The organism is Acetomicrobium sp. (assembly GCF_059026225.1).
The window spans coordinates 429920-456033 of record NZ_JBWQOQ010000007.1 but is presented as its reverse complement, the minus strand read 5'-3'; the positions used below and the strand labels follow the sequence as shown (position 1 = coordinate 456033).

Sequence of the window (26114 nt, the reverse complement as noted above, 5' to 3'; positions counted from 1 at the left end):
TACTACCCCCTCGAAAAAATATCGCCCAGAATTTTGCCAGCTACTGTGTAAGGGTCGATCCTTCGGGCAGATAGTGCATCTATCAAATCCTCATCGCAGCATTCTTTCCACTTTTCTTCCACTATCTTTGCTATCTCTCGCTTTAAAATTTCTTCGACTTCCATCTTTATTCTTGTTGTGAACCTCTTTTTGCCTTCGGCACTTTCAGATAAGTATTTTTTATGGTCCAACAAAGCCTTAGAAAGTTCTTCTATCCCTTCGCCGCTCTCGGCGATGGTTTCAATTACCGGGGGCCTCCACGCCATGCTCCCGCAGAGATCTAGCATAACGTTGACTTCAGCAACTAGTCTATCGGCACCCTCGCGATCTGCCTTGTTAATGACGAATACATCAGCTATCTCCATTATACCCGCCTTCATTATCTGAACATCATCGCCCATGCCGGGAACGAGGAGTAAACAAACAGTATCGGCAATTTTCACTATGTCCACTTCAGACTGGCCCACGCCCACTGTTTCGATAAATATTACATCCTTGCCACAGGCGTCTAATATCATAGCAGCTTCGTATGCGGCCCTGCTCAGCCCTCCAAGGGATCCCCGGGTACCCATGCTTCTTATGAATACGTCTGGATCCAATGCATGACTTTGCATCCTGAGTCTATCGCCCAAAATTGCACCACCACTGAAAGGGCTTGTTGGGTCTACGGCTATGACGCCTATTTTTTTGCCAAGTTTTTTGAAACTGCTAATTAACTTATCTAAAAGAGTGCTTTTTCCGGCTCCCGGGCTTCCCGTTATCCCTATAATGTGGGCATTCCCAGTGTACGCATATAGCTCCTTCATTATCTGACTCGCAAAGGATGACTCGTTCTCAACCAATGAAATTAACCTTGCTATTGCACGATGATCTCCATCTAACGCTTTTCTTACAAGAAAGTTCATAGTTAATCCTCCTATCGGTTGCATTAGTTAGTAGTTGAATAAAAAATCCATGGGGATCCAGTCTCGGAAGGGGATGCCGTTTATATTCCCGAAAACGGCCAAAAGCGGCTCAAAAACAACCGCTTTGAGCAAAATGCTCTTTTCGGGGAGGCTTACAAAAACTTCCCCTTCAAGTCCCATTGACTTAGAGTCATCGCTTTGATGTGACGAGGAGAACTTAATTTTTCCTCCCGATATGTACGAAAGCATTGTCAAACTCAATGGCAATGGTCCGTCTTTCATGTGCAAATCAATGGCTATGCCTTCTCTGAGACTTAACCCTGCCAACATTAGCACAAAATCGTCAGTTATTCCAGAAAGATGGGGTCCTTGTTTCATCACAAGTCTGGAAGGCCACACGTTGCCAACGGTATAGATTTTCCTTAAAAAAATTTCGTAGTTATCTGCCAAAGCAATCTCAAGGACTGGCTTTTGGTTCATATAAGTTTTTCGTTCCCATTTGCTTGGGAGGAAGTTTTCGCCAAAACCCACTATAAGGGAAGGGGTCTTTTGCTCATAATTAGAAATTGCGGGAATATTTAAATTGGCCTTTAAGCGTAAAAAACCGAGATCGGGCCCTTTTTCCAACATATATAAGTTAGCAAAGGCGATGAGATTTTCTAATTTTAAAACTTGCTCGATCAAAAAGGTGTTTTTCAAAGCCGTATCAAGCGCTATAATTTTATCTTCATACCTTGCTAAACACCAGCAGTTTTCGAGTTTTTCTTCGATAGGTTTTTTTAGCGAATCTTTTAAGATGTTTCCTATGTATAGTGATCCATCCTCGCTCAAGACGACGTAATCTATTGGTGAAATCCATTCTACATCTCTTAAAAGTTCTACTTGCTCTTTAAAAACGACTTCCTTAGCCCAAGGATCCATGAAGATTACAGAGTTGGATCCCCTATCCGCAATGGCTACCAAGTAGCCGCCATAAGACAAAGCCAGTGGCTCAAAACGTCCTTCATCCGTTGGCGTCCAAGTATATGAAATATTTCCATCTTCAAGATCGACACACGTTAATTTGCCTTCTTTTACGTCGCCCACAAGTATAAATTTTTCGCCTATGACAACAGCATCCGAGGCAATTATAGGAAGGCTTGCCACCTTTTTAACGTGCATGTGTTCGAGGTTTTTGTTGTTTTCACTCACATTGACTTTATATATCTGCCCTTCCTTGGTTACGATAATCGCCTCGTCAAAATCCAAGGGCACTACTGAAACGGGATTGTCAATGTCAAATGGGACCGGTTTTTTGTTTCTTTCGATCATAAAAACTTTATTGCCTTCCGTATCAGAGATCCACAACCTACCTTCGAAAGAGCTTGCTTTTCCTAGGGCTTTTGTCTTCGGCTTTGAACCCAAGGGAAGATTGTAGAATAATGAGAAAGGTTGTTTATATGCCTGAATCGAATTGACTTCGATTTTACCTGACAATACATTCTTTAAAAAACTCTTTTCTTTTTCAATTTGATCTTCAATTAACCTGGCACGTACGTCTGCGCTTTCAACTTCCAAATAATAGTGTATAGATGTTAACGATTTATCCCACATGCCCAGACGCCTTTCGCATAAGGATCTTAAAAGATACACGCCTACCAGATAAATATTTTCTCGTTGGGCTGCACTTAATTCTTCAATGCAATTGAGATAATCTCCGCTTAAAAAATATCGCCTTGCAGCTACCATATGTTTTTCGGCTTCTATCTTGTTGACCTCCGGCAAAGTGTAGGTTACACTAGCATCTGCACATGATAATATATTAAAAAGCAAAATAAGTAAAATAATGGCAATTCGCATTATATCACCCCACGTCATAGCTGAACCTAGCTGAATTTGGTTTAAGTTCAGTTCAGTATGCTTATCCCAGCGAAGGCATAAAATCCCAGAACCACTGAAGCAGCAAGCATGAAGCCCAGAAGCACTCGCAAATAAAACACCCATAATGCTCCACCTGGCCACTTTTTCGAGTTGATATTATTAATGATCCTTGCGATTAGCAAAGAGGCCAGAAAAAGCCCCAAGGCCAACAATGCTTGTATATTCACATCGGGAATTGCGCGAAACATGAGACGACTGACACCTCTATCTTAAAAAAATATTAATGAAGTCCCTTTGAGTGTTTCTCATATATGAGTTTTAAAATTATATTTTCCATAAAAACCCTGTCAGGCCTAGAATACGTACATGCAATAATCACAACCGATAGAGCAGCTATGACAACTATCAATAAAATGACGATTTGACGAGCAAGGCTGTTTTGTTGCCACCTTTTTCTTTTCGTCAAGGTTGCATCACCTCATAATAAATAGAGGGAGCCTCTTTCTCCCTCTATTCTACAACAGTCTCCGTCATAAATAAACAAAACTGGCGAAAAGCTACTTTAACGTTGCTTCACTAGCAAATAAGTTCATAAAGACTAGTTTTATTTAGTGCGATGTTTTGATGCTTTTTTGTTGGCTTACCATATTATTATGTATCTGATTATTATGTATCTGTCTTAAAACCTCAATGGCCACCTCCAAGGCTCTTTTGCCATCAGCTATGCCGACCATCGGTTGCCTTCCCTCTCTAACGCAGGATATAAAATGTTGCAACTCCATTTTAAGCGGTTCGTGTTTCGGAAATACAGGATGTTCTATTACTTCCATCAATCCCATTCCGTTGTCTCTAATACATCTGTGTATGGACACGTCTTGACTCTCGTAATCAAGAGTTATGTATCGCTCTTTTTCCATGATTTCAAGCGTTCTAAGTCTCTTTTCGGAAACCCTGCTCACCAATATATGGGAAATAGTGCCGTTCTTAAAGGTAAGATGGGCAGAAGCGATATCTTCATGTTCAGTATATATAGAGCGCCCATATGCCGAAATCTCGCTTATTTCGGAACCCACCAGAGACAAAATAATGTCAATATCATGAATCATCAAGTCCAAAACTACGCCAACGTCGGCAACTCTAGAGGAAAAAGGGCCCAACCTCCTTGTTTGAATATAAAAAGGTGGTTTACAGATACCCCTCACATATTGTACGGCGCTATTAAAACGTTCTATATGTCCTACCTGAAGCACCAGGTTTCTTTTGGCGGCAATCTTGAGGAGATCTTCGGCTTCATTCACTGTCTTGGTGACCGGCTTTTCTATGAGCACGTGGATATTTTTTTCCATAACCTTTTTTGCCACCTCGTAATGTGCCACGGTAGGTACGACTATGCTCAAGGCATCGGGACGGGCCTTCATTAAAAATTGGTCTAAATTACCATAATATGGCACTTGAAGAGTCTCTCCCACGGAAGCAGCCCTTTCCTCATCGATGTCCATCACGCCCACCAGCTTGGTCTCCAAAAGCTCGGTGTATATCCTTGCGTGGTGATAGCCCAAATGACCCACCCCAATGACACCCACACGCAATGGATTCATGTTTTACTCACCTCTTGTAATTGAGTCCACATTTAAAAGCCTCTTTTACCATTATCACTTTATTTTCATGTTTTTGGCCTTACGCAAGAAAGAAAATCTTCATTCAAATATATCATTTTTTTTATTGCTCCCAATAGGTAAAGGCTGCCGCATATCACTATGTATTTACATTGGTTATCATACAGTGTTTTGGTTAAGATATTTTCTATTTCGGGTTCTATTTGAACTGATGAGTTGGGAAAGATGTCCTTTGCGATGGCTGCCAAGGTTTTCGAAGTCATGCTTCTTTCGAGATTGGGCACCTCGGTGCATATAAACTTTCGAATCGGCAAATCTGCTAATTTCCTTAAAGCTCCTTCGACAGTTCTTGTCCTTCATCATGGCCATAATGATTGCAAAAGTTTCGTTGGCTGGCAGTGCCAGTTTTAGTGAAGTAGCCAGTGCTTCCATTCCTTCAGGATTGTGCGCCCCGTCTAATATAAGTATTTTACCCCCATTGAGCCTCAGGACTTCGAATCGGCCTGCCCAAGAAGCTGATAGTAAACCCTCCCTTATGGATTTGTGCGATATCATTGGAAAGGTTTCCATTAAAAGAACTGCACCAAAAGCTGCTATCGCGGTGTTACGAATTTGGTAAGCACCTGCTAATCTTGTTTCCAAGGCATCGAAATAATGTCCACGAGAAGTCCACAGATCGTATACCACGCCGTCTATAGAAATATGCCATGGTCTTACAACACACTCTCGCGAAAATAAGTGACCCTCAGACATTATCTTTTTGCAACGAGCGACGAATATGTCTTCTATGCCATTTGCTTGGCCGCCAACATAAAGTGCCTTGATTATGGGTCTTATAGCGGCAAACTTCTCGCTAGCTATTTGTGAGAGCGTATCGCCTAGAAAGTTTGTGTGATCAAGGGAAATCGATGTAAAAACGGACAATATCACATTACCCAATAGATTTGTAGCATCAAGTCTTCCACCCATGCCTGCTTCAACAACTGCGACGTCTACGTTTTCATTCGCCATGATCAAAAAACTAATGGCAGTCATGAGTTCGAATGCTGTTGGGCGTGTTTCTGTTGTAGAATTGACTTGCAACGATTCCCTGACTTTATGCCAAGCATCACACCACTTTTGTGGGCTCAAGACAGATCCGTTAATGCGTAGGCGCTCGCCCATATGTATTAAATGAGGGCTAGTATATAATGCTGTCTTTAAACCTGAACTGGTTAAAATGCTTGCAAGCGTCGATGCTGTCGAGCCCTTCCCATTGGTGCCCAATACATGAATTGCTTTAAAATTTCTTTGTGGATTGCCAAGCGAATTCAAACACTTTGCTATCCGTGACAAGCCCGGGCGAATGCCCGGGCTTGATTCGTTTAAAATGTCCTGCTCCAAGAGATCAAAGGTTTTCACAATATCTTTATCGACCATTTCGGATCGCCTTAACTTTCTTTAAGCGAAGTAATGTTTTCATCAATCCTCTCAATGCGTTCCCTTGCTTTCTTCAGGCGTTCCTTCTCTTTTTCCACCACCTCTTTGGGAGCTTTTTGCAAGAAAGATTCATTGGATAGCTTCGACAAGCTTCTTTGTTCCTCTAATGCCAACTCTTCTTTTTCCTTCTTCAGTCTTTCGATCTCAGAAGGTATATCTATGATATCGCCTACTATCAAGTAGACATTGCCCCAAGGTAGCACTGAAACCAAGGAGCCCCTCGGCCTTCTTGAGACAAAGCTAATTTGGCCAACCTTCGACATGAGTTTTATCATGTCTTCATTTTCGGCGATCACCTTAGCGGCTGTCTCATCGGTGGGATCAAAAGCCAAATGAGGCACTACAACCTGAGGAGCTACGTTGGCTTCCGCCCTTAAGTTTCTAGCCGACCGAATGGTTTCTTGAACTATGTACATCTCCTTGGCAAGTAGTGCTGTTGTAGTCTCATCGAACATTTCTTCCACTGATGGCCATGACTCTTCTTCTATGGAATTCGAGCTAAAGCCGAATATGTGCCATAATTCCTCGGTTACAAAGGGAATAAAGGGATGAAGGAGCAGAAGAACTTTCCTGAAGACGTAATAAAGTATTTCTTGCGAGGCAACCTTTCTGTCGCTGCCTTCTTCTTCCTTTAACGCGGGCTTTGCCATCTCGATGTACCAATCGCAGAGTTCTCCCCATACGAAGTCATAAAGCAATCTGCTCGCTTCGCCGAAAAAGTAGCCCTCAAGAAAATCAGTGACCTCCTTGGTGACTTGGTTGGCGCGCATGAGGATCCATTTGTCGTGGAGTCTGAGATCGCTTTTATGCGCTATCCTTCCGTTTCCCTCGAAACCCTCTAAGTTCATTAAGGCAAAGCGCGCTGCATTCCAGATCTTGTTCATGAAATGTCTGCAGGATTCTATTTTTTGGGCGCTTAAGATGATGTCACGTCCCTGAACTGTTAGCGAAGACAAGGTAAATCTGAGCGAGTCAGCTCCATATTCGTTTATGACGTCCAAGGGATCTATTACGTTGCCCTTGGATTTGCTCATCTTTTGCCCCTTTTCGTCACGTACCAAGGCGTGTATGTATACATCCCTAAATGGTACGTCTCCCATGAATTTCAATCCCATCATTATCATTCTGGCTACCCAGAAGAATATTATGTCAAAGCCCGTGACAAGGAGCGATGTAGGATAAAAATATCTAAGTTCAGGCGTATCATCCGGCCACCCCATGGTGGAAAAGGGCCATAACGCGCTTGAAAACCAAGTGTCTAATACGTCTTCGTCTTGTTTTATTTCTTTTGAACCGCATTTTTCGCAATAGATCGGATCTTCTTCTGAAACCGTGACATGACCGCATTCATCGCAGGTCCAAGCAGGAATTCTGTGTCCCCACCAAAGCTGTCTTGAGATGCACCAATCCCTGATGTTTTCCATCCATTGGTAGTAAGTGTTGGTCCATTGTTCAGGTACCCAGCGAATTTGACCTTCCTTAACAACTTCTATTGCTCTTTTGGCCAACGGTTCGGTGCGGACAAACCACTGCTCCGACAAGAAGGGCTCCAAAACTGTATTGCACCTGTAGCAATGTCCGATGGCGTGTTCGTGGTCTTCGATTTTTACCAACAACCCGGCGGCCTTTATGTCCCTCGTGATTGCTTCTCTTGCCTCGAATCTGTCCATACCTTTATAGGGACCGGCGTTTTCGTTCATGCGACCATCTGCATCGATAACTTGAATAAGTTTGAGTTCATGTCGTTCACTAACCAAAAAGTCGTTGGGATCGTGGGCCGGAGTTATCTTGACTAATCCTGTACCAAAGGATGGATCGACCATCTGATCCTCGATTATGGGTACAATTCTGTCTGTCATAGGGACCCTTACTTTTTTGCCTACTAATCCGGTGTTTTCTTGGTCATCGGGGTTTACTGCTATTGCAACATCTCCCAATATGGTTTCGGGGCGTGTTGTGGCGACCACTACTGAACCTTCTTCGCCCTCGATGGGATAGGCAACGTAATAAAGTTTTCCTTTTGTTAACACATGTTCAACTTCTAAATCAGATAAAGCCGTATGGCAGCGCGGGCACCAATTAATGATGTACTTGCCTTTGTATATGAGTCCCTCTTTATACAAACGTACAAACACACACCTGACAGCCCTAGACAAACCCTCGTCCATAGTAAAGCGTTCTCTGGTCCAATCGCAAGAGGCCCCCAGCCGCTTTAGCTGCGAAATAATCCTGCCACCGTATTCGTGTTTCCACTCCCAAACCTTCTTTAAGAAGGCATCCCTGGTTATATCTTTTCTTTGAATGCCCTCTTTGGCTAATTCTCGCTCTACAACGTTTTGCGTAGCTATGCCTGCATGATCCGTTCCGGGAATCCACAGTACATTGAATCCCTTCATGCGCTTATAGCGACATACAATGTCCTGCAGGGTATTGTTTAACGCATGTCCCATGTGAAGCGATCCCGTTACGTTAGGCGGCGGTATGACCATGCTGAAAGGTTTTTTAGTTTCGTCGACCTCAGCGTGAAAAAGCCCTCTTTTTAGCCACCATTCATACCACTTTTGCTCTATCTCTTTAGGTTCGTACTCCTTTGGAATAAGCATATCGTCAGCCCGCATTTTGCAATGGTCTCTCCTTATATCTTAAGTTTTATGCCTTACGCAGCGTTAGGCTACTTCTTCATCTCTCGATATGTATACTGGAGATGCTCCTTCCAAAACGCACTTTTCGGTGATCCTCACCTTTGCAACTTCGTTCGATATATTGGGCAACTCGTACATTATGTCGAGCATTACCTTTTCCATGATCGACCTTAAACCTCTTGCACCAGTATTTCTTTTCTGAGCCTGGCGAGCGATGGCCCGCAAAGCTTTTTCCGTAAATTCCAATTCCACTCCCTCGTAGCTGAAAAGTTCTTTGTACTGTTTCAGTAAGGAGTTTTTAGGCTCTCTTATTATGTGCACCAATGCATCTTCATCAAGACCTTCCAGCGGAACAATTACCGGAAGCCTGCCAATAAATTCCGGGATAAATCCGTACGTCATTAGATCCTCGGGCTGCACTTCCCTTAATATATCCCACGATGCTTTTTGTTTAGTGCCTATTATATCGCCGCCAAATCCGATGACTCTTTTGTTGATTCTTCTTGCTATGATGTTTTCTATGCCTCCAAAAGCCCCGCCACAAATGAAGAGGATGTTTGACGTATCGACCTGGATGAAATCTTGGTAAGGGTGCTTCCTTCCTCCCTTAGGAGGAACGCTGGAAATAGTCCCTTCAAGCAGACGAAGAAGACCTTGCTGTACACCCTCGCCCGATACGTCTCGCGTGATCGAGGGCGAATAGCTCTTGCGGGCTATTTTATCGATCTCGTCTATGTAGACTATTCCTTTTTCCGCTAAAGCCACGTCATAATCACAGTTTTGCAGTAATCTAACCAAGATGTTTTCAACGTCCTCGCCCACGTAACCCGCTTCAGTCAGGGTTGTAGCATCGGCAATGGCGAAGGGTACATTTAATATTTCAGCCAATGTCTGGGCCAATAAAGTCTTACCGCATCCCGTTGGCCCCAACAGGAGAATGTTGCTTTTTTGAACCTCCACGTCGCTTTCGCTTTTTTTGTGCTTGACAATACGTTTATAGTGATTATGCACTGCAACCGAGATGACTTTTTTGGCGTATTCTTGTCCTATGACATGTTGGTCCAAATAAGCTTTTATCTCGGCGGGTTTTGGCAATACGAAAGTCTTGGAAACATCTCTCTCACGGCAATCTATAGTGTGTAAAATTCCTCTTTCTTCATTTAAGATAATATTGCATAAATGAATGCATTCATTGCAAATGCAAACACCTGGTCCTGTTATGATCTTTCCAACCTCATCCTGATCTTTTCCACAGAAGGAACATCGAAGCCCCTTCCTTTTAGGATCTTTGTCACTACCCTTTGGCATTTCCTTTTTCCTTCCTCCTTGAGGTCCCGTAGAAATATTTTGACCGGCCGCGAAGAATAACCAATCATATTATAGCCTAATCTCAGAAGTCTTTATAAACAAGCGAGAGAGCTCGTGCATTGCCCCCTCGCTTGTTTATAAAGGAGTTTGCATCAACAACCTATCGTTTTTCTATGACTTTGTCAACTATTCCATAGGATAGGGCTTCTTCTGCAGACATGAAAAAGTCTCTATCAGTGTCGCGGGCTACTTTTTCGATGTCTTGATTTGTGTGCTTTGCAATGATCTGATTGAGCCTGTCTCGTATATTTTTTATTTCCCTGGCGTGTATCTCTATATCAGTTGCTTGTCCCTGCACTCCCCCTAATGGTTGATGAAGCATTATCCTCGAGTTAGGGAGAGCTATTCTCTTGCCCTCAGTTCCTGCGGCCAAGAGTACGGCAGCCATGCTTGCTGCCTGACCTACACATATAGTTGACACAGGACACTTTATGTATTGCATCGTGTCGTATATTCCTAGCCCTGCCGTCACAGAGCCTCCAGGGCTGTTTATGTAAAGGTTGATATCCTTTTCGGGATCTTCGCTTTCTAGAAACAGCATTTGGGCCACGACTAAGTTGGCGAGATGTTCTTCTATGACCTCTCCTAGAAAGATAATTCTATCCTTCAGTAATCTGCTGTATATGTCATAAGCCCGCTCGCCTCTACCCGTCTGTTCTATCACTATCGGTACTAACATCCTCATTACCTCCTCTTGCTTCATTGCCCGAATCTTGTTCGCTTTCTTCTGTTTCTTCTTGTTCGGCCGATGCAGCCTTCATCTTTTCTAACAAGTCCTTCAGGGCTTTTTCATATTCTTTCTTTTCAAGTTCCCTCACATTTACAAAATCTAGGATTTTATCCAAGGTCTTTTCGGTCATGATATCATAACTCAGCTTATATAATCTATCTTGGTCAGACACGATAAAAGAGGACAATTCTTCAGCGCTTAAGTTATAGGCGGTTGCCATCCTTTCTACATGAGACCTGATGTCCCCCGGGTCCACCTTAATCTCAAAGCGCTTTGTAAGCTCCTCAAGTACCAGGGAATTTAAGACTCTCCTGAAAGCCTGATCTCGTACTTTTTTCTTATATTCTTCGAAATCAATACCAGATTGTTTCACGTACTCCTCCAAGGTTATATTATAGGCTTGCTTAATCCTTTGCTCCTCTTCGTATAGCAAGCTTTGAAATTCTCTATCTACCAGTCTTTCGGGCACATCTATCTTTGTTTGATTCACTATTTGCTGTAAGGCTAAATTTATCGCTTCGTTTTTTGCTCTGTTTTCGAGAACATCTTGTAGCTGTTCTTTGATGTGTGTTTTGAATTCATCTAAATCTTTGCCATCTGCTCCGACCTTTTTTAAAAATTCCTCGTCAAGTTCGGGAAGGATTTTTTTCTTTATTCCCTTTACTTCCATAGTATATGTAATGCGCTTGCCGGCCAGCTTACTGCCATCATCTGGATGAGTTATTGTTGTCGTTATGGTGCTTCCTGCGCTTTGTCCCACTAAATCCTTTTTTACGTTCTCGTCTAAATAATCGGCCGTTAAATCGATGGTGTCTTCCACCTCTTTGCCTTCAAAATCGAACTTCTCGATGTCATCGCCTTCTTCGCGTTCTACTTGAGCAGTGGCGTTTACGACAACGATGTCATTCTCCTCAATAGGTCTTTCTTCTTCAACGTCCACGTGCTCGGCATTTCGTTCGCGCAGATCCTTTATGACCTGCTCTACCATCTCATCGGTGACGATGGGCTTTAGTTTTGGAACTTCTATCTGACTCAAGTCTGGCAGTTCAATCTCGGGCGCGACTTCGTATTCTATCTCTAAAAGGACCGGCGAACCTTCCTTTACTTCGCCTTCCAATTTAACCCTAGGCTCGGCTATTAGTTCCAACCCATATTCCTCTTTAATTTGTGTCACCACTTCGGGTATTAGATTTTCTAAAGCCTCGCGATAAATACTTTCTCTGCCAAAATAGAGTTCGATGACATTGCGCGGCACTCTTCCTTTTCTAAATCCCTTTATGTTGGCTTTTTGACTTATTTCCTTAATAACATCCTTGACGGTTTCCTCGAACCTTTCGGGCTCAACTTCTACTTTTATCTTAACGATATTTTTCTCCTGAGATATAAGCTCGGACCTCATCGTCACCAAACTCCTTTCTTCAACATGAAAAAGCCTCGGTGTGTATTTTAACACCGAGGTCGCACCTAATATTTTAATGGTGCGAGAGGTGGGATTTGAACCCACACGGACGAAGCCACGGGATCCTAAGTCCCGCGTGTCTGCCATTCCACCACTCTCGCCCAAGGTCAATGCAAATGGTGGGCCGTACAGGGATCGAACCTGTAACCCCGGGATTAAGAGTCCCGTGCTCTTCCAGTTGAGCTAACGGCCCACATACAACCTCGTGATAAATAATACGCCAGACAGAATATGAATCCGCGACCAACTGATCCGAAACCCGTCATCGGCGCTTGAAATTTGAAAACCAGCCCTCTTTATGTGCCTTCTCGCCAATGTGGCTGGCTTTTCATGTCGCGAAAATTATATTACCATGCACGTATTTTATAAGTCAAGTTCAACGAGGCTTTATTTCAAATAGTGTGGAAAACTTCCGGTGGCAAGAACCCTAGCATAATCTTTTTGACGTAGACCTCCACGTTTCTTAAGCGTGTTACACATTTTCGCATAGGCGCTTGTAGTCTTTGATCCTTCCACGATTTGCAGGATACGAACTTAAGGCTATAATCCAACCTGTATAAACCACACCAAGTGTCCTGCAGGAAGCCAGTCGCGCATGTCGGGGGCAAAAGGTATAATTGTTTTACGTCGTAAGGCTTGAAGTTATATGACAATTCTTTCACCTCATCTGTATTTGAATATGCTTGAACTTAATGCCTGTAACTACTTTATTTTGTTGCATTTCGTGACCTTGGAGAGATGTGTTGTGAAACAGGTTCTTTTATTGTTATTTTTAAGGTTGTCTGGCGCAAAAAGAAAATCTGTGCGCGACATGCAGAGGAGAGATATCTGATGGAAAAGGTCTTTGATAGTGTATTGAAGACGATAGGAAAGACCCCAATGGTACAGCTTGACCGTCTCAAGGCCGCATGGAAGCTCGAGGGGACGCTTCTCGCTAAGCTAGAAAACCTCAATCCCGGATCAAGTAAAAAAGACCGGATCGCCCTGAGAATGATCGAGGAGGCCGAGTCATCCGGTGAACTTGAGCCAGGGCAACCCGTAGTGGAGCTCACTAGTGGCAACACCGGCACGGGGTTGGCCATAGTCTGCGCCGTCAAGGGCTACCCCTTTATAGCCGTCATGTCCAAGGGCAATTCCATGGAAAGGGCGCGGATGATGAGAGCCTTAGGAGCCGAAGTAATCCTAGTGGACCAAGCGGTGGGATCGCCGCCTGGTCAGGTTTCAGGACAGGACCTTGATCTGGTGGAAGAGCGTACACAGAAGATCGTGCAGAAACTCGGTGCTTTTAGGGCCGACCAGTTCAGGCTGGAAGGAAACATACGTGCCCATGAATACGGTACCGGCGAGGAAATCTGGGAGCAGACTGAAGGTTGCCTCGATGGCTTCGTCGATTTTGTCGGGACAGGCGGGTCTTTTGCGGGGTGTTCGAAGGCTCTGAAGAAGCATAATCCCGAGATCCGTTGTTATCTTCTGGAGCCAACTTCTTGCCCGTGGCTTGCAAAGCGGGAAGTGACCAATCCGAATCACAGGATCCAGGGTGGAGGTTACAGTCGAGACCTCCCTTTCGTCGATCCGTCACTGGTTACGGAATACCTGACGGTAACTGACGAGGAGGCCATTGAGGGGGCCCGGGCGTTGGCTCAGCACGAGGGGATATTTGGGGGGTTCTCCACAGGGGCCCACGTTTCTGCGGCTGCAAGGCTCCTGGAGGGTCAAGAAAAGGGAAGCACTCTTGTTTTTCTGGTCTGTGACTCGGGACTCAAGTACGTTAGTACCGACCTGTATCTCTAACGAGTGAAGTCAGTGCTGTAAAAAGGATGAGCGCAGGTAAGCGTGGCCCAGGTTGTAGGCGGCTAACTTCGTTTGGTTTAACATGAACCCCAGCCTTCGGACGTATCCGGACAATGTAGCGGAAATTATGATATGGACAGTATTCCAACCTATCCGAACACCTTAAGGCTTCAACCATACTTTCTGGTCAAATTGTCCGCACGAATTGGTAGTAATAGTCGCAATAAGTTTTACGTTCATAAGGAAGGGGGTCTTTAGGCATTGTTTAAATTTGACGAAAGTATAGAAACCTCTTTTCCTGGAGTGAAGATGGGATTCTTAATTATGTGTGGAGTCTCCTCTTCCCATCCGCATGAGGAAAGGGAAGTTAGAGAGGCGATTGCAGGATTACGTAAAAAATACGGCCAACTGGATAGGAAAGAGCTAAAAAAGCTTAACCCGATTCAGGCCTACGTAGCCTATTATAAGAGGTTTGGATATAGTTATCACGTTCTTGCCCAACTGGAATCCGTGTTGCAAGGGAAAAAATCACTGCATACCGAATCCGGCTTATTGCAGGCAATGCTCTTTTCTGAGTTAGAGAGTATGCTCCTTACTGCTGGCCATGATTTGGCCCAATTGCATCTGCCATTGCAATTGAAGGTGGCTACCGGTGCTGAGGTTTATCAATCCGTCTCTGGGAAAGAAGTGAGCACCGTAAGTGGAGATATGATGCTTTGTGATTGCAGTGCCACGATATCAAGTATTTTGAGAGGCCCAGATTACAAAAGCCGTATTATGCTATCTACATCAGACGTCCTTTTCTCAATTTATGCACCACCTGGGATTGATGAAAATTATATCAAAACCGATCTACAGAAATTAGAGAAAAGAATTATAGCTCTTTCCCAATCCTCGAAAACAGAACTGCTTCATGTTTTTTCCACTTAACTCGCCAAGAGTTAAACACTCTCAAAGTATAGGGCGTAAATATGGGTCTAATCTTTGCTATTTGTTTTTAAGTACAATTTCACTCCTACATATACATATATAATCGTAGACAATCAAGATGGTTTAAAGCCAAGCCAATCACCCCACCTTTTCCACCCTCTTCCTCGCTGGCACAAACTTGTTCAACGGCGAGGCCATAGCGTGCTGTTCTTTTATGTCGCCTAGGGTATAAGTTACATAACGCTTGGTCATCGTGAGGTTCGTATGTCCCATGATGCGCTGCCAAGAAAGCGTATCTCCGCCGTTTCGCAGGTAAGAAAGGGCAAGGGCATGGCGCAGGTAAGCAAGGTGCAGGTTGTAAGTAGCCGGCTTCATTTGGTCTGGCATGCACTCGAGTACGCACTTTCTAGTCTTTTGAGGATCGAAAGCGTCGGGATAGCGCTTGAAGAAGCGCGACAGATAATATGTGTAGTCCTGATGGTGCGTTCTGCCCTTCCTTCGGCCATCTTGAAGTATATAAATTCATCTGCCGTCTCTTGCCATGAAACGTCTTTCCTGAAAGGTATTACAACCATAAAAACACTCCCTTTCGCCTCATGCTGGCGGCAAGGGAGTGTAAAAGCAGCTTTTTCATGGACAACGGATTATGCATTTTTTGCCTAAATTGCAAGTTTAACGAAAAGTGTCGAGATTGCAGGTTATGCCTGTGTTTTTTAATCATGGCGCGCCCGGCAGGATTTGAACCCGCGACCAACGGATCCGAAGTCCGCCGCTCTGTCCACTGAGCTACGGGCGCACGAGAATTACACATCGGACAGCACTAGGAAAATTACCACAGGTAAGCGGATTAGTCAACAGACGACTATAAAATCTCCTACAAATATTTTACGCGATCTTATAAAATTTCGACTCCAGTGTAAAAAGCCCTCCCTTGCTAACTAAACATTGAACGACAGGTTGGGAAAATGCCGGCAAATCATCGTAACATATAAAATCATCGTAACATATAAAAGAAGATTTATTGGATAACACGCTGTCCTAAAAATCTAGAGTAAATTTCGTATGGTTTGTTTTTAGCCATTATTATTTATTAAATTCTCTGCTTTATCGTGCTGGTTTGGAAACAAGTCAGCAGGAACTTTTTCCCTGCCCAAAGTGCTTGCTACCATAAATCTGGCACACTTTGAGTTGTCTTTAAGACAATAGCGCTTCTTCATTATGCCGGCAGTTGCTGGCATATTCTCCATCTTATCACGGAAAAAATTGCAGGTTTTTAAAAGCGGACATTCCATAAAGTCTTTTCCCCCTTAATACTAGAAGATATTTATTTGAGTAATTTATTATCTTACAAATCTGCCATATCACTAATCCACAAACTGATGACACAACTCATCAATTAGACAACTTTGATTCTTGCTGTTGCCTACTTTTATAGACCTGACATAAAATCGATTTATTTAGCATTGTTTTTTATTTCGAAGTGGATTTCTAATCGGGTGTAACTTTATCTGGACGCAAATATCCGATACAGGCAATTGGCTTTACTAAATCGCACTGCATTATATCATATTGTATAATTTTTTTGTATTATATAAGATTTGACTTTATATGCTATTTTGAATGCAAGAAAAGGCCTCTTATTTGATACTTGCAAAGGCGATTTTTTTGATCTTTATTTTCCTTTAAGAGACGGCTAAAATAAAGTAAGAGACGGCTAAAATAAAGGTTACTGTTTATTACTGCGAAACTTTTTATCGCGCTTTAATTTTTACAAGAGGGGTGCCACAGAGGATGAACCATAAAAGTGCCTTAGATACTTTTTTGGAAGGGGTTCGCGACGAAGTTCCTTTACTGCTTGCCGTTATTCCCTTTGGCGTAATCTACGGCATTGTAGCTTTAGAGGCAGGTCTGACTAAACTTCAGGCTCAGTCCATGTCTTACATTGTTTTTGGAGGCTCTTCACAGTTTGTGGCGAGTAAATTAATTGCCGAAGCTGTTCCGGCGTCTTTGATCGTGCTTACGGTGGCAGTGGTAAATTTGCGTCATATGCTTTACAGTGCTTCAGTTGCACCCTATGTGCAGGACCTTCCCTTTAGATGGAAAGCATTGCTGGCTTATCTTTTGACAGATGAAGCCTATGCAGTAGTTATAAATTATTATCAAAGACAGGAAGAACACCGCTATAGTCATTGGTATTTTTTAGGCGCCGGCCTTATCCTGTGGATTACTTGGCAGATGAGTACCGCTGCCGGCATCTTTATGGGTAAAGTACTCCCCCCAAGTTGGCCATTGGATTTTTTCCTTCCCCTAACCTTTATAGCCATCGTAGTCCCTTTTTTAAAGGATTGTCCCAGCGTTGCCGCTGCTGTTGCTGCGGGGGTTTCATCTTTGATTTTTTATAAACTTCCCTATAGATTAGGTTTAATTGCAGCTTCCTTGGTCGGCATAACTACTGGATTCGTTTCTGAACATTGGAGGAAAAAATAGCTATGAACGTATGGCTGGTCTTGCTTTTAGGGGGAATTTTGACATACTTGACGAGATTGTCTTTTATCTTCCTTTTAGGAATTTGGGAAATGCCCTCGTGGATGCAGAGGTGTTTGCGGTATGTGCCTCCGGCTGTAATGACAGCTTTGATATTTCCGGAGCTTTTTATACAATCGGAAAAGTTTTTTGTTTCCTTTGGAAACGTGCGGTTATTGGCGGGCATAGCTGCCATCGTCACCGCACTTTTGACTAAAAGCATCCTTTTTACTATATTGGCGGGGATCCTTACCATGATGCTCTTTAATTTCTTAGTGTAAAGACGCAGTAAAAAATGAAGTGTTGTTCCTTCATCGAGGAGGTTGCGCACAATACAACCCATTGCGCGCGAAACTTTTAAACAGCTACTATTAGTTTCCTGCGTCATCATAATTTCAAAAGATAGCCGTTTCTTTTTAACCAATCTCTTTGTTTTTTATGATCGGGCATCAGCATTTTGACTTTATCCCAAAAAGATCTTCCATGGTTTCTTTCTTCCAGATGAACGAGTTCGTGGATGACGACGTAGTCCAGAACTGGCAAGGGAGCCATTACCAACCGCCAGGAAAAGTTCAAATTTCCCTTAGAAGAACACGAACCCCATCTTTTTTGAGCATTGGTTATGTTTATTTTGTTATATTTTAATCCTCGTTTCTTGGCGTAGAGATCGACCCTTTCGGAAATTTTTTCAAAGGCTTTGTCTTTATACCACTGTATAAATACTTCTTGCGCGTGCGGAAGCGCATATCTTGAAAGATAAAATGCGCCTCCTAATTTCAACGGTTCACTTTGGTCTTCTACTATATTTAATTTGTAGTATCTGCCTAAATACAGAAACCCTTCCCCGTTGACGAATTCTTTTGGGGAAAGTTTTTGGTTTCTAGTAGAGACCTCTTTTTGCTTTTTTTCGACCCAACGCCTGTGTTTAGAGACGATCTCAGCGATCGTCTCGTCATCAAGGTTAAAAGGAGCCCTGATGATCAATTTGGCATCGTCCGTCACGTACAAAGCTACCGTTTTTCTTTTCGTTCGGATTATTTTCTCGATCTGCACGTCCATGGGCTTCATTTTATTTTTCTCCATAAATGTGATAAGCAAGCTCGATCAATTTCTGCGCTATCTCGTTTCTTTTTTTGAACCAAGTTTTCTTAATACCCGTAACGTAAGGTTCAGACGATTCGCTTGCCATATAAATCATTTCAGGGGGTTGTGTTTTATTGCTGGGCTGTACGCTAATTAACAGGCGTGATATGATGTAGGACTTTAGCTGCCTCTGTTTTGTATAATTTTCCCAGAAGTCAACGACCTTGATTTCCCTTTTTGTGATTTCGATTACGTCTTTTGTTAAATCCACCAGAAAGTCTATGTCTTTCTTGCTCAGCTTTTCAATTGGTTTTTTACCGAACATTTCCCGCTTAAGGAGCCCGAAAAAGGGCATTTCCTTCCTGGGATCAAAGCCAAAGGTCTCTTCAGCGCTTCTGCCCTCTTTCATGGACTCCCTTATCTTTTCCAGTTCAAGGGCAAGGATTTCCCAGTTTTCTTTGTACTCTCTAAGAATTCTATTCAATAAATCAGAAAATCTCTCGTAGAATTCAGGGTCTTCTTCGAAATGTGTGCTGATATGTTCTACTATGGCATATTTCAGCTCTTGCGCTTTAGCCTTGCTCGACCTCTGCTTTTTTATTTTTTCCATAAAATTGTCGTCAAAAAGGGGTGTAGGAGGTATTTTAGGATCAACGCCCTTCGATACCAGATATTCCTCGACTATTTCCCTTATCTTTCTGCTTGCGTCTCTTATACTAAGCCTGTCATCCCTGTACCTGTTTCTAGCCGATTCTTTAATAAAATTAAGAACTTTCAAGTCTGCAGCGTATTTTAAGCCTTCCGGGTCAGGGAGGACGGCGTCCATGACCTTGTTAAATCGCCTCACGAGCATTATGAATTCGTTTCTCGTCTCCTCGTCGACCAAAAGATCTATGCATGCATCCACATCATCGCGCCAGTTCTTTATGTAGTTCTTTTTAAAGAAATCGTCTATTTGACAACTGATGTATCTTAATTCATCGATGCTTTGGGCCTTATCTTTGACCACCTGCGCAATTTCTTCTATGTCTTCGTCGGCGTAAATTGAAAGAGATTCCCTTAAATGCTTTAAGACCCCTACGTAATCTACTACAAAGCCGCAAGTCTTATTTTTGTAAACCCTGTTTACCCTAGCTATGGCCTGCAGTAAATTATGACCCTTGATCACATTATCCAAATACATCACCTGCTCAACGGGAGCATCAAAGCCCGTGATGAGCATGCTCTGTACGACCAAAATGCAGACGTCGCCGGAAATACCGTCTTCGCCTGTTCTGTCAAAGGGAAGTTTAAAGCTTCGTATGATCCTGTCATGCTTCCTTTCATCGGTGTAGGGTTGATATTCGGGGTCGTCATCGGGAAGTCCGGATATTACTACTTCTACTTTTATTTTTTCGAGCGCCTTTATGTCCTCGTTAGAGCCTTTCTTTTTCATTTCTTCTATCTTTTCTTTTAACGCCTCTTCAAGGGCTTTTTTATACCTTATGGCAGCAAGTCTAGAGACAGTGACGACCTGAGCCTTAAATCGATTAGGAAAGACATGGGTAATGTAGTGTTCTATCATGTCTCTTGCTTTGTCTTTTATGACGCTCTCGTTTTCTAAATAGGCCCTCCACGTGTACCTTCCCATAATTTTCGCCTTTTCATCGGCATCGATGATTGAAAAGACGTCCTCGAACTTCGCGTTTGCAGCTTCTTCGTCAGAAAGCTCTGCACTATGGATTCTACCCTCGTATACGATTTCAACGGTTACCTCGTCCTCGACGGCTTGCTTTATGCTGTATTTGTCAATATATTCCCCAAATGTCATCTCCGTTTTTTCGATGGGCGTTCCCGTATAGGCAATCCTTACGGCGTTTGGCAAGGCTCTTTTTAGGTTAGCGCCAAGCAATTTATATTGCGTCCTGTGCGCTTCGTCGATCATAACAAGAATGTTAGGCGATGTATTTAGCACGGGGAATTGAGTTTTAAGATCTCTTTCCTGAAATTTATGGATCATGCACATGACGAGATCCGGGGTATCTGTTTTTAAAAGCTTTTTTAGCTCCCGCGTGTTTCTTGCAAGGTGAACGGTAAATCCGACGCTTCTCGACGTATCTCTCAGCTGTTTTTCGAGGTCTCTTCTGTCTGTTACAAAGATAATTTTAAAATTTCTGAATTCGGGGCTATGGTACATCTCCCTTACGGTGAACATCATCGTCAATGATTTTCCCGACCCCTGGGTGTGCCAGACGATTCCCCCTCTTTCTTCCGGAGTTTTGCCCTCCCTAAGCCTTTTTATTATTTTTTTAACGGCTCTAAACTGCTGGTATCTTGCCACAACTTTGATGATGCCGCCCTTTGAGTCTTCCTTAAAAATTGTATAAGTATGAAGGATGTCCAAGAAGTTGTCTTTTGAGAGCATCCCCTGAACCAGGACCTGCTGGCTTGTGATGTTTCCTTTTGAATTTATGTCTGATAAAGCATAAGGGTAAGGATCTTTCCACTCAACGAAGTAATCGTAATCAGCGGTGATGGTGCCATATTTTGCAATTTGGTTGGACGTCGAGATCGTAAAAAAGTTATACCAAAAAAGCTTTTCATTTCCTTCCTTTATTCCTCTTCTGTTGGAGTATCTTAAGAGCCGAGTGATTCCCTCCGCAATCGGGTCTGCTGTTGTAGGCGACTTGCACTCGACGACGACCAAAGGCAGGCCGTTTACGAATAATACTATATCCGGTATTATGTGCTTCTCTGTGCCGGGGATGTTTACCTTAAACTGCGAGATGGCGATGAAAGAATTGTTTTTGGGATTGCTGAAATCTATGAATTTGACCGTTGGGCTTTTTTCGCCTGTCCTTCGGTTTTCGGATACCGAAGTGTTTTCAACGAGAAGATCGTGTATTTCGTTGTTGGCTTCCAGGAGGAAATTTGCAGTCGGCGTAGTTATCCTTCTTACGACCTCGTTTATCTGGTCTTCTTCGATCCAGGGGTTTATTTTCTCAATGGATTTTCTTAAAACGTCTTCAAGAATTATATCCCTGAAGCTTTCCCGTAAATGCGAGCATTCGTCATATAGGGGATCAAAGGACGGGCCAAAAGATTTAATTTCCCTTAGGTCCTGCGGGTCGCCACTATTTTGCTTATAAACATCCCAACCGAGCCCTAAAAGTTGGGCGAGGAAAGGATTTTCCACGTAATATTCTTCATCAAGCCTTTGGTACATCTTTAAGTCTCCTTGATTAAATGGTTAACTCGGACTTTTCCGGTCAACAAGTCCTGCATTAACCCTTGTTTTATCCTTTCAAGTTTTACTTTATACCGCTCTTCTTTTTCGATTACTTCGTCAATTTGAGATAGTACTGAGGCGATGCGATGTTGTTCGGGGAGGGGTGGGAGGGGAATTTGGATTTGTTTTATTCGAAAAAGGGCTAACTTGGGTTGAGCAATCAACTCCTACTAATTTAGCAATTTGATCTTGAGATTATAAAAAAAGCTAAATAAAATAAAGCTAATAAATCGCCTATCAAGGTATTGAATAATAGTGATTTTAGCTGCATTTGTCAGTACAAACTTGGCTCCATCTATTTCTCTTGGAACAAGAGCAATGAGTCCGATCGTTCCTGCAATAGATATCATAACGTCGTTACAAGAGATAGTATATTTCTGAATTCGTCGTCTTGTAGTTTTCTGTTATATACAATAGATTTCGTAAATCTATTGTCATATTTCGAATATTAACGAGCCTTACATATGGGAATAGGAGTCTCAAAATCTGAGAAGTCTTCCCCTTTAGGAAGTCTTGTTTCCACCTTTTATTTCTCCAATTTCACCTAAGCTCGACCACTTCCCACTCCTCTGGTATCCTGCCAAGTGGCGAGTCCTTGAATTTGTGCGTCTCCTCGCTTCTTATCTGACCCTTTTCGTCTATGCCTTTGGTCAGCAAATCCTGCATCAGGCCCTGTTTTATTCTCCTGTATTTTTCGATTATGGCATCGGTTTTTTCTATTGCTTTGTCTGCAGTTTCAAGGATTTCTGCTATTTTGCGTTGTTCAGTAAGAGGAGGAATTGCTATATTTATCGAATGCACACTGCTTCTATTTAAACCAGGTACAGCACTATGTGAATTCATTTCATCAAGGCGCAGTGTAAGTAAAAAATAATACATATATTTTATATCTATTTCTTTTTTTGGACTAACATAATAAGTTGTGTCTATTGGAAAAAAATCCAGGGGGGAATATTTTATTTCACCAACGCTTCCTTTTCGACCTATAATGATTCCTGGACCTTTAACCAAATATTCATTATGGTAACCTACGATGCCATTTGAACCGTAAACGGGGATATTGCCATTTTTTCTGTCCTGCTCTATTAGTCCTTTTCCGTAATGTAATTCTATAATATCTATCAGCTTACATTCTTTCCACCCTTCCGGAAGTTTTTTCAATATTTCATCCCCCATAAAACATAAACATTTCATTACTTGACTTGCCCTTTACTTTAGACATGCCTATTTTTCATTAAAGATGCAGCCCTTATCGTTTGTGCAATTAATTTGCAATTGTATAAAAGGACCCTGCTCCCCTTTTCGCGCTTCCTTCTACAATCTTTCTTTTTACAAGTTCTTTTAGATCTGCGGAGGCTGTATTTCAGGAGCAGTTATTTATTTTTTGATACTCCTTATTAGTAATTCGGCCATTTTTCTTTGCATACACAACTGCTTTAATTTGTCTTTCATTCAGCCCCAAATTTCTTAGGTATTCTTCCGTATAAATATCTTTCATGGACATAAGCTCGAATTCCGGTTGAGGTCTATTCCTACTGCTTCTTTGTCATTGCTAACGCCGACAACAATTACGCCGCCAGCAGCATTTGCAAAGGCCGATATCGTTTTCATGACGCCGTCGTTAAATTTTTCCTTGAACTCCAGCCTGCTGCCTTCCTCTTCTTCGAACAGTTCTAAAATTTCGCTTTCATACATTGTAATATCCCAACTTCTCAAGAAATTCGTCCAGCTTCTTTGTTTCTTCGTCCCTTTCCTCCTTTAGCGCAGCAAGAGAAACCTTGTATTTATCCCATAAGTTCTCAAAGATCTTTATGATCTCCTTTTTCTCTGCATTGAGGTGCCGGTTAAGTTGTTCTTCTACGATATCGTAGAATTTCTCGAGCAATAAACCCTTGGCCTCGGATTCCGTGAGTGAGTTTCTTTTTCTGTCGATTTTCCCCTCTTTAACTTTCACCTGTTGGCCAGTATTCTTGTCTTTTCTATATATTCCTTCGAGCTCTTCTGTTTTTGATTTTAGTTTCCTCTGCCATTTGCTTAATTCCTTATTTCTATCGTCGATTTTTTCGTGAAGTTGCCACATCTCCCGGATCATCTTTTTAGTCATATCAGATAGGGGCTCACCGTTAAATTTCGTCAAAGCCAGTGCAAAATTTTTGTTCCATTTTTGGTTTTTCGGGACGAGCAAGATGTCTTTTATTTCTTCTTCCAGGTATTGTTTAACCTTATTTGCCGTTTTACTTCCCTGCTCTTCTTCGTCCCAATCCTCGACTTCTTCTAAAAGCTCGTTTAGCTCTCCTTCGGCTTCGGCTATTTTGCTTTCCAGTTCCTCTATTTCTTCCACCTCGGCTTTAAAATATTTATCTTTAATTCTGTCGTCCTCGATGAGGTTTTTGCTCCAACCGGCGGAGACTATGGTTTTGAAATCATATTTCAGCTCTTCCCACCAGTTAACAAATATCCCCGAGACCCTAAACTCATCTAACAACCCAAGGGGCATTAAAGCTTCCTTTAGCCCCTTTATGGCCTTTATTCTAAAATCCCACAGGTTATTGTTCCCGCGAAATCTTTCGATTTTGGGATTTACCTCGTTCCACCATTCTTTGAGTCTGTCTTTATGTTTTAAGATAGTTTCGTTTATAGTATTCATGTTTTCGATAATATCTTTTATATCGTTCTTTTCTCTTATGTTTGTTTGAAACTCAAGATACTCCCCATCTTTTTCTTCGAATAAGAGGTTTAAAGGAACGTTGAACCTGCGAAAACTTCGTTCATATAAATCAACTTCTCTTTTTGGAACACCGCAAACAAGGTGGGCGCGGACATCTTCTATCTCGGGATCTGGAGAGTTATCGACATATCTTCTGATGTTAAGGTTAAAATCATTTTCTTCTATCTCTTTAAGGTCCACAAACCTCGAATATTTAGAGATCTTGAGCTTGTTATCGAAGACCATGACAATCTTTTCGATATCCTCCGGCCTAAGGTAATTTTGATTTCTTCCCTCGCCGTATTCCCTATCGGCATTGATGAACAAAATCCTGCCTTTCATATATTCCGGCTTGTTTTTGTTGATGACTATTACGCATGCTGGAATGCCTACGTTATAAAACAACTTTGGAGGCAAACCAATGATAGCTTCAATTAGATCATCTCTCGCAATACCTTCTCTTATGACCTTTTCCTGCGCGCCTCTGAAAAGAACTCCATGGGGCATTACGGTCGCCATGATACCATCATCTTTTAAGCTGGCGATCATGTGTTGCAGGAACATCAGATCTCCCTTTTTCCCAGTTTCGGGAGTAAAGCCGTACTTGAACCTTTCCGGGTAAAGCATGCTCGCTCTCGAGTAATTTTGAGAAAAGGGAGGATTGGCCAAGACCCTGTCGAAGCGTTTTATATAGCCTTTTTCTGTAAAGGCAGGATTTGTCAATGTATCCTCGTTTTCTATATGGGCATCAGGTATATCGTGAAGTATCATGTTCATCTTACATATTGACCAGGTCAATCCATTGAGTTCCTGGCCGTAAAGTGCCAGATTCTTTGGGTTCATGCCCTGCTCTTCCACGTATTGCCTTGATTCTATGAGAAAACCTCCGGAACCGACGGTGGGATCGTAAATTGACATGCCCTCTTGTGGTTTAACAAGCCTTACCATCAATTGTTTGACCTGAGGAGGCGTATAAAATTCCCCTCCTTTTTTACCCGCCGAGTCGGCAAACTCCCTGAGGAGGTATTCGTAGGCAGCTCCAAGTAAGTCGGGAAATTCAAAGTCGTCGTTTGTGAGCCTGTATTTATTAAAGTGATGAATGAGATCGATGAGCTGTTGATCCTTTAGGCGAGTTTTGCCCTTGACGGCGTTGAAGTCAATGTGCTTTAAGACCCCGTCGAGTTCGGGATTTGCTTCCTCCAGTGCGGCTAGAGCCTTATTTAACTGATTTCCCACGTCCTCTTTTAAGTTGAGGATATTTTCCCATCTTGACCTCGTCGGGACGAAGAATGTATCTTCATACGTATCGTGATCTTCCAAAAGCTCTGCTATCTCATCTTTCGAGAAACCCATGGCAGTGAACTTGTCTTTTAGTTCTTGTCTTTTTACTTCAAAGACGTCAGAAACGCGTTTCAAGAAAAGCATGCCGAAGATGTATTCCTTATATTCGGAGGCATCCATCTTCCCCCTGAGGATATCGGCGGCCTTGAAAAGATGGGTCTCCAGCTGTCTTAAGGTTATCTTGCCGTTATTCATATCGTCCTCCCAAGCTAGTGATCTGACGGTGAACATGGTGGCGTTAGAATTTTCAAAAAGAAGAACTATCTTTATGAAAAGGATACCAGCTCTCTGGGTGGCGTGCAAGATACACTCTATTTTGCTAAAAACATCTATCTTTAGCTGTATACTGCTGGAAATACAATGCTTGCAGTTC

The 26114-nt window shown here is 42.6% G+C and carries 23 protein-coding genes and 3 tRNA genes; 4 read left to right on the top strand and 22 right to left on the bottom strand.

Going from position 1 to position 26114, the window contains the following annotated elements; all coding sequences use genetic code 11:
• Positions 1–2: 2 nt before the first annotated feature.
• The 12 genes from meaB to AC5SXE_RS06625 form a co-directional block, all read right to left on the bottom strand.
• Positions 3–944 carry a methylmalonyl Co-A mutase-associated GTPase MeaB gene (gene meaB, locus AC5SXE_RS06680; protein WP_493916975.1) on the bottom strand — a complete coding sequence of 314 codons (942 nt, stop codon included), beginning with the start codon at positions 942–944 and terminating at the stop codon, positions 3–5.
• Between the two features lie 27 nt (positions 945–971).
• Complete coding sequence (locus AC5SXE_RS06675) at positions 972–2783, bottom strand: hypothetical protein (protein ID WP_303881683.1); 1812 nt, start codon at positions 2781–2783, stop codon at positions 972–974.
• A 47-nt stretch (positions 2784–2830) separates the two neighbouring features.
• On the bottom strand, positions 2831–3052 hold the full coding sequence (locus tag AC5SXE_RS06670) for a flagellar biosynthesis protein FliR (RefSeq protein WP_310849773.1): 222 nt from the start codon (positions 3050–3052) through the stop codon (positions 2831–2833).
• A 32-nt stretch (positions 3053–3084) separates the two neighbouring features.
• Positions 3085–3270 carry a hypothetical protein gene (locus AC5SXE_RS06665; protein ID WP_493916974.1) on the bottom strand — a complete coding sequence of 62 codons (186 nt, stop codon included), beginning with the start codon at positions 3268–3270 and terminating at the stop codon, positions 3085–3087.
• Positions 3271–3412: 142 nt separating this feature from the next.
• Entirely contained in the window at positions 3413–4402 is a 990-nt protein-coding gene (locus AC5SXE_RS06660; RefSeq protein ID WP_303882078.1) for a Gfo/Idh/MocA family protein, read from the bottom strand.
• 177 nt (positions 4403–4579) lie between these two features.
• The gene (locus AC5SXE_RS06655; RefSeq protein ID WP_493916973.1) at positions 4580–5839 is read right to left on the bottom strand and encodes a bifunctional folylpolyglutamate synthase/dihydrofolate synthase; all 1260 of its coding nucleotides are present in this window, start codon (positions 5837–5839) and stop codon (positions 4580–4582) included.
• 11 nt (positions 5840–5850) lie between these two features.
• Positions 5851–8517: a valine--tRNA ligase gene (locus AC5SXE_RS06650; RefSeq protein WP_493916972.1), complete on the bottom strand. Its 2667-nt coding sequence runs from the start codon at positions 8515–8517 to the stop codon at positions 5851–5853.
• Positions 8518–8565: 48 nt separating this feature from the next.
• Positions 8566–9849: an ATP-dependent Clp protease ATP-binding subunit ClpX gene (clpX, locus tag AC5SXE_RS06645; RefSeq protein WP_303882084.1), complete on the bottom strand. Its 1284-nt coding sequence runs from the start codon at positions 9847–9849 to the stop codon at positions 8566–8568.
• A gap of 160 nt (positions 9850–10009) precedes the next feature.
• Positions 10010–10588, bottom strand: a complete 579-nt coding sequence (gene clpP, locus AC5SXE_RS06640; RefSeq protein ID WP_303882085.1) for an ATP-dependent Clp endopeptidase proteolytic subunit ClpP — start codon at positions 10586–10588, stop codon at positions 10010–10012.
• The gene (gene tig / locus AC5SXE_RS06635) at positions 10554–12038 is read right to left on the bottom strand and encodes a trigger factor (RefSeq protein WP_493916971.1); all 1485 of its coding nucleotides are present in this window, start codon (positions 12036–12038) and stop codon (positions 10554–10556) included. Before tig ends, clpP begins: the two co-directional genes overlap by 35 nt.
• A gap of 77 nt (positions 12039–12115) precedes the next feature.
• A tRNA-Leu gene (locus tag AC5SXE_RS06630) sits at positions 12116–12199 on the bottom strand.
• Between the two features lie 16 nt (positions 12200–12215).
• Positions 12216–12291: transfer RNA gene (locus tag AC5SXE_RS06625), tRNA-Lys, on the bottom strand.
• Positions 12292–12929: 638 nt separating this feature from the next.
• Between AC5SXE_RS06625 and AC5SXE_RS06620 the strand changes: the two genes are divergently transcribed.
• Together AC5SXE_RS06620 and AC5SXE_RS06615 are read left to right on the top strand one after the other, a co-directional pair.
• Positions 12930–13889, top strand: a complete 960-nt coding sequence (locus tag AC5SXE_RS06620; protein ID WP_303883435.1) for a PLP-dependent cysteine synthase family protein — start codon at positions 12930–12932, stop codon at positions 13887–13889.
• 261 nt (positions 13890–14150) lie between these two features.
• The gene (locus AC5SXE_RS06615) at positions 14151–14819 is read left to right on the top strand and encodes a hypothetical protein (RefSeq protein WP_303883436.1); all 669 of its coding nucleotides are present in this window, start codon (positions 14151–14153) and stop codon (positions 14817–14819) included.
• Between the two features lie 138 nt (positions 14820–14957).
• Here AC5SXE_RS06615 and AC5SXE_RS06610 read toward each other — a convergent pair whose 3' ends face one another.
• The 4 genes from AC5SXE_RS06610 to AC5SXE_RS06595 all read right to left on the bottom strand — a co-directional run bounded on the left by AC5SXE_RS06610 (position 14958) and on the right by AC5SXE_RS06595 (position 16111).
• A complete protein-coding gene (locus tag AC5SXE_RS06610; RefSeq protein WP_303883437.1) occupies positions 14958–15194 on the bottom strand; it encodes a tyrosine-type recombinase/integrase in 237 nt (78 codons plus the stop codon).
• Positions 15191–15394: a hypothetical protein gene (locus tag AC5SXE_RS06605; protein WP_303883438.1), complete on the bottom strand. Its 204-nt coding sequence runs from the start codon at positions 15392–15394 to the stop codon at positions 15191–15193. The genes AC5SXE_RS06610 and AC5SXE_RS06605 overlap by 4 nt, the downstream gene beginning before the upstream one ends.
• 145 nt (positions 15395–15539) lie before the next feature.
• Positions 15540–15615: transfer RNA gene (locus AC5SXE_RS06600), tRNA-Arg, on the bottom strand.
• Positions 15616–15892: 277 nt separating this feature from the next.
• Positions 15893–16111: a hypothetical protein gene (locus tag AC5SXE_RS06595; RefSeq protein WP_303883439.1), complete on the bottom strand. Its 219-nt coding sequence runs from the start codon at positions 16109–16111 to the stop codon at positions 15893–15895.
• A 499-nt stretch (positions 16112–16610) separates the two neighbouring features.
• Between AC5SXE_RS06595 and AC5SXE_RS06590 the strand changes: the two genes are divergently transcribed.
• Entirely contained in the window at positions 16611–17306 is a 696-nt protein-coding gene (locus AC5SXE_RS06590; RefSeq protein ID WP_493916970.1) for an AzlC family ABC transporter permease, read from the top strand.
• A gap of 2 nt (positions 17307–17308) precedes the next feature.
• Positions 17309–17623 (top strand): AzlD domain-containing protein, encoded by a 315-nt coding sequence (locus tag AC5SXE_RS06585; RefSeq protein WP_493916969.1) that lies wholly within the window; start codon positions 17309–17311, stop codon positions 17621–17623.
• Positions 17624–17729: 106 nt separating this feature from the next.
• Here AC5SXE_RS06585 and AC5SXE_RS06580 read toward each other — a convergent pair whose 3' ends face one another.
• The 6 genes from AC5SXE_RS06580 to AC5SXE_RS06555 form a co-directional block, all read right to left on the bottom strand.
• Positions 17730–18410 (bottom strand): M48 family metallopeptidase, encoded by a 681-nt coding sequence (locus AC5SXE_RS06580; RefSeq protein WP_493916968.1) that lies wholly within the window; start codon positions 18408–18410, stop codon positions 17730–17732.
• A 1-nt stretch (position 18411) separates the two neighbouring features.
• A complete protein-coding gene (locus AC5SXE_RS06575; protein WP_493916967.1) occupies positions 18412–21630 on the bottom strand; it encodes a type I restriction endonuclease subunit R in 3219 nt (1072 codons plus the stop codon).
• A 2-nt stretch (positions 21631–21632) separates the two neighbouring features.
• Positions 21633–21857, bottom strand: a complete 225-nt coding sequence (locus AC5SXE_RS06570; protein WP_493916966.1) for a restriction endonuclease subunit S — start codon at positions 21855–21857, stop codon at positions 21633–21635.
• A 376-nt stretch (positions 21858–22233) separates the two neighbouring features.
• Positions 22234–22854, bottom strand: a complete 621-nt coding sequence (locus AC5SXE_RS06565; RefSeq protein WP_493916965.1) for a restriction endonuclease subunit S — start codon at positions 22852–22854, stop codon at positions 22234–22236.
• Positions 22855–23187: 333 nt separating this feature from the next.
• Positions 23188–23409, bottom strand: a complete 222-nt coding sequence (locus AC5SXE_RS06560; protein ID WP_493916964.1) for an AlbA family DNA-binding domain-containing protein — start codon at positions 23407–23409, stop codon at positions 23188–23190.
• A complete protein-coding gene (locus tag AC5SXE_RS06555; RefSeq protein WP_493916963.1) occupies positions 23381–25936 on the bottom strand; it encodes a type I restriction-modification system subunit M in 2556 nt (851 codons plus the stop codon). The genes AC5SXE_RS06560 and AC5SXE_RS06555 overlap by 29 nt, the downstream gene beginning before the upstream one ends.
• Positions 25937–26114 lie beyond the last annotated feature (178 nt).

Bases quoted from the DNA above. Each gene is read 5' to 3' on its own strand.
- meaB (WP_493916975.1), bottom strand. From the start codon at position 944: ATGAACTTTCTTGTAAGAAAAGCGTTAGATGGAGATCATCGTGCAATA.
- AC5SXE_RS06675 (WP_303881683.1), bottom strand. From the start codon at position 2,783: ATGCGAATTGCCATTATTTTACTTATTTTGCTTTTTAATATATTATCA.
- AC5SXE_RS06670 (WP_310849773.1), bottom strand. From the start codon at position 3,052: ATGTTTCGCGCAATTCCCGATGTGAATATACAAGCATTGTTGGCCTTG.
- AC5SXE_RS06660 (WP_303882078.1), bottom strand. From the start codon at position 4,402: ATGAATCCATTGCGTGTGGGTGTCATTGGGGTGGGTCATTTGGGCTAT.
- AC5SXE_RS06655 (WP_493916973.1), bottom strand. From the start codon at position 5,839: ATGGTCGATAAAGATATTGTGAAAACCTTTGATCTCTTGGAGCAGGAC.
- AC5SXE_RS06650 (WP_493916972.1), bottom strand. From the start codon at position 8,517: ATGCGGGCTGACGATATGCTTATTCCAAAGGAGTACGAACCTAAAGAG.
- clpX (WP_303882084.1), bottom strand. From the start codon at position 9,849: ATGCCAAAGGGTAGTGACAAAGATCCTAAAAGGAAGGGGCTTCGATGT.
- clpP (WP_303882085.1), bottom strand. From the start codon at position 10,588: ATGTTAGTACCGATAGTGATAGAACAGACGGGTAGAGGCGAGCGGGCT.
- tig (WP_493916971.1), bottom strand. From the start codon at position 12,038: ATGAGGTCCGAGCTTATATCTCAGGAGAAAAATATCGTTAAGATAAAA.
- AC5SXE_RS06620 (WP_303883435.1), top strand. From the start codon at position 12,930: ATGGAAAAGGTCTTTGATAGTGTATTGAAGACGATAGGAAAGACCCCA.
- AC5SXE_RS06610 (WP_303883437.1), bottom strand. From the start codon at position 15,194: ATGAAGCCGGCTACTTACAACCTGCACCTTGCTTACCTGCGCCATGCC.
- AC5SXE_RS06605 (WP_303883438.1), bottom strand. From the start codon at position 15,394: ATGGTTGTAATACCTTTCAGGAAAGACGTTTCATGGCAAGAGACGGCA.
- AC5SXE_RS06595 (WP_303883439.1), bottom strand. From the start codon at position 16,111: ATGGAATGTCCGCTTTTAAAAACCTGCAATTTTTTCCGTGATAAGATG.
- AC5SXE_RS06590 (WP_493916970.1), top strand. From the start codon at position 16,611: ATGAACCATAAAAGTGCCTTAGATACTTTTTTGGAAGGGGTTCGCGAC.
- AC5SXE_RS06585 (WP_493916969.1), top strand. From the start codon at position 17,309: ATGAACGTATGGCTGGTCTTGCTTTTAGGGGGAATTTTGACATACTTG.
- AC5SXE_RS06580 (WP_493916968.1), bottom strand. From the start codon at position 18,410: ATGAAGCCCATGGACGTGCAGATCGAGAAAATAATCCGAACGAAAAGA.
- AC5SXE_RS06575 (WP_493916967.1), bottom strand. From the start codon at position 21,630: ATGTACCAAAGGCTTGATGAAGAATATTACGTGGAAAATCCTTTCCTC.
- AC5SXE_RS06555 (WP_493916963.1), bottom strand. From the start codon at position 25,936: ATGAATAACGGCAAGATAACCTTAAGACAGCTGGAGACCCATCTTTTC.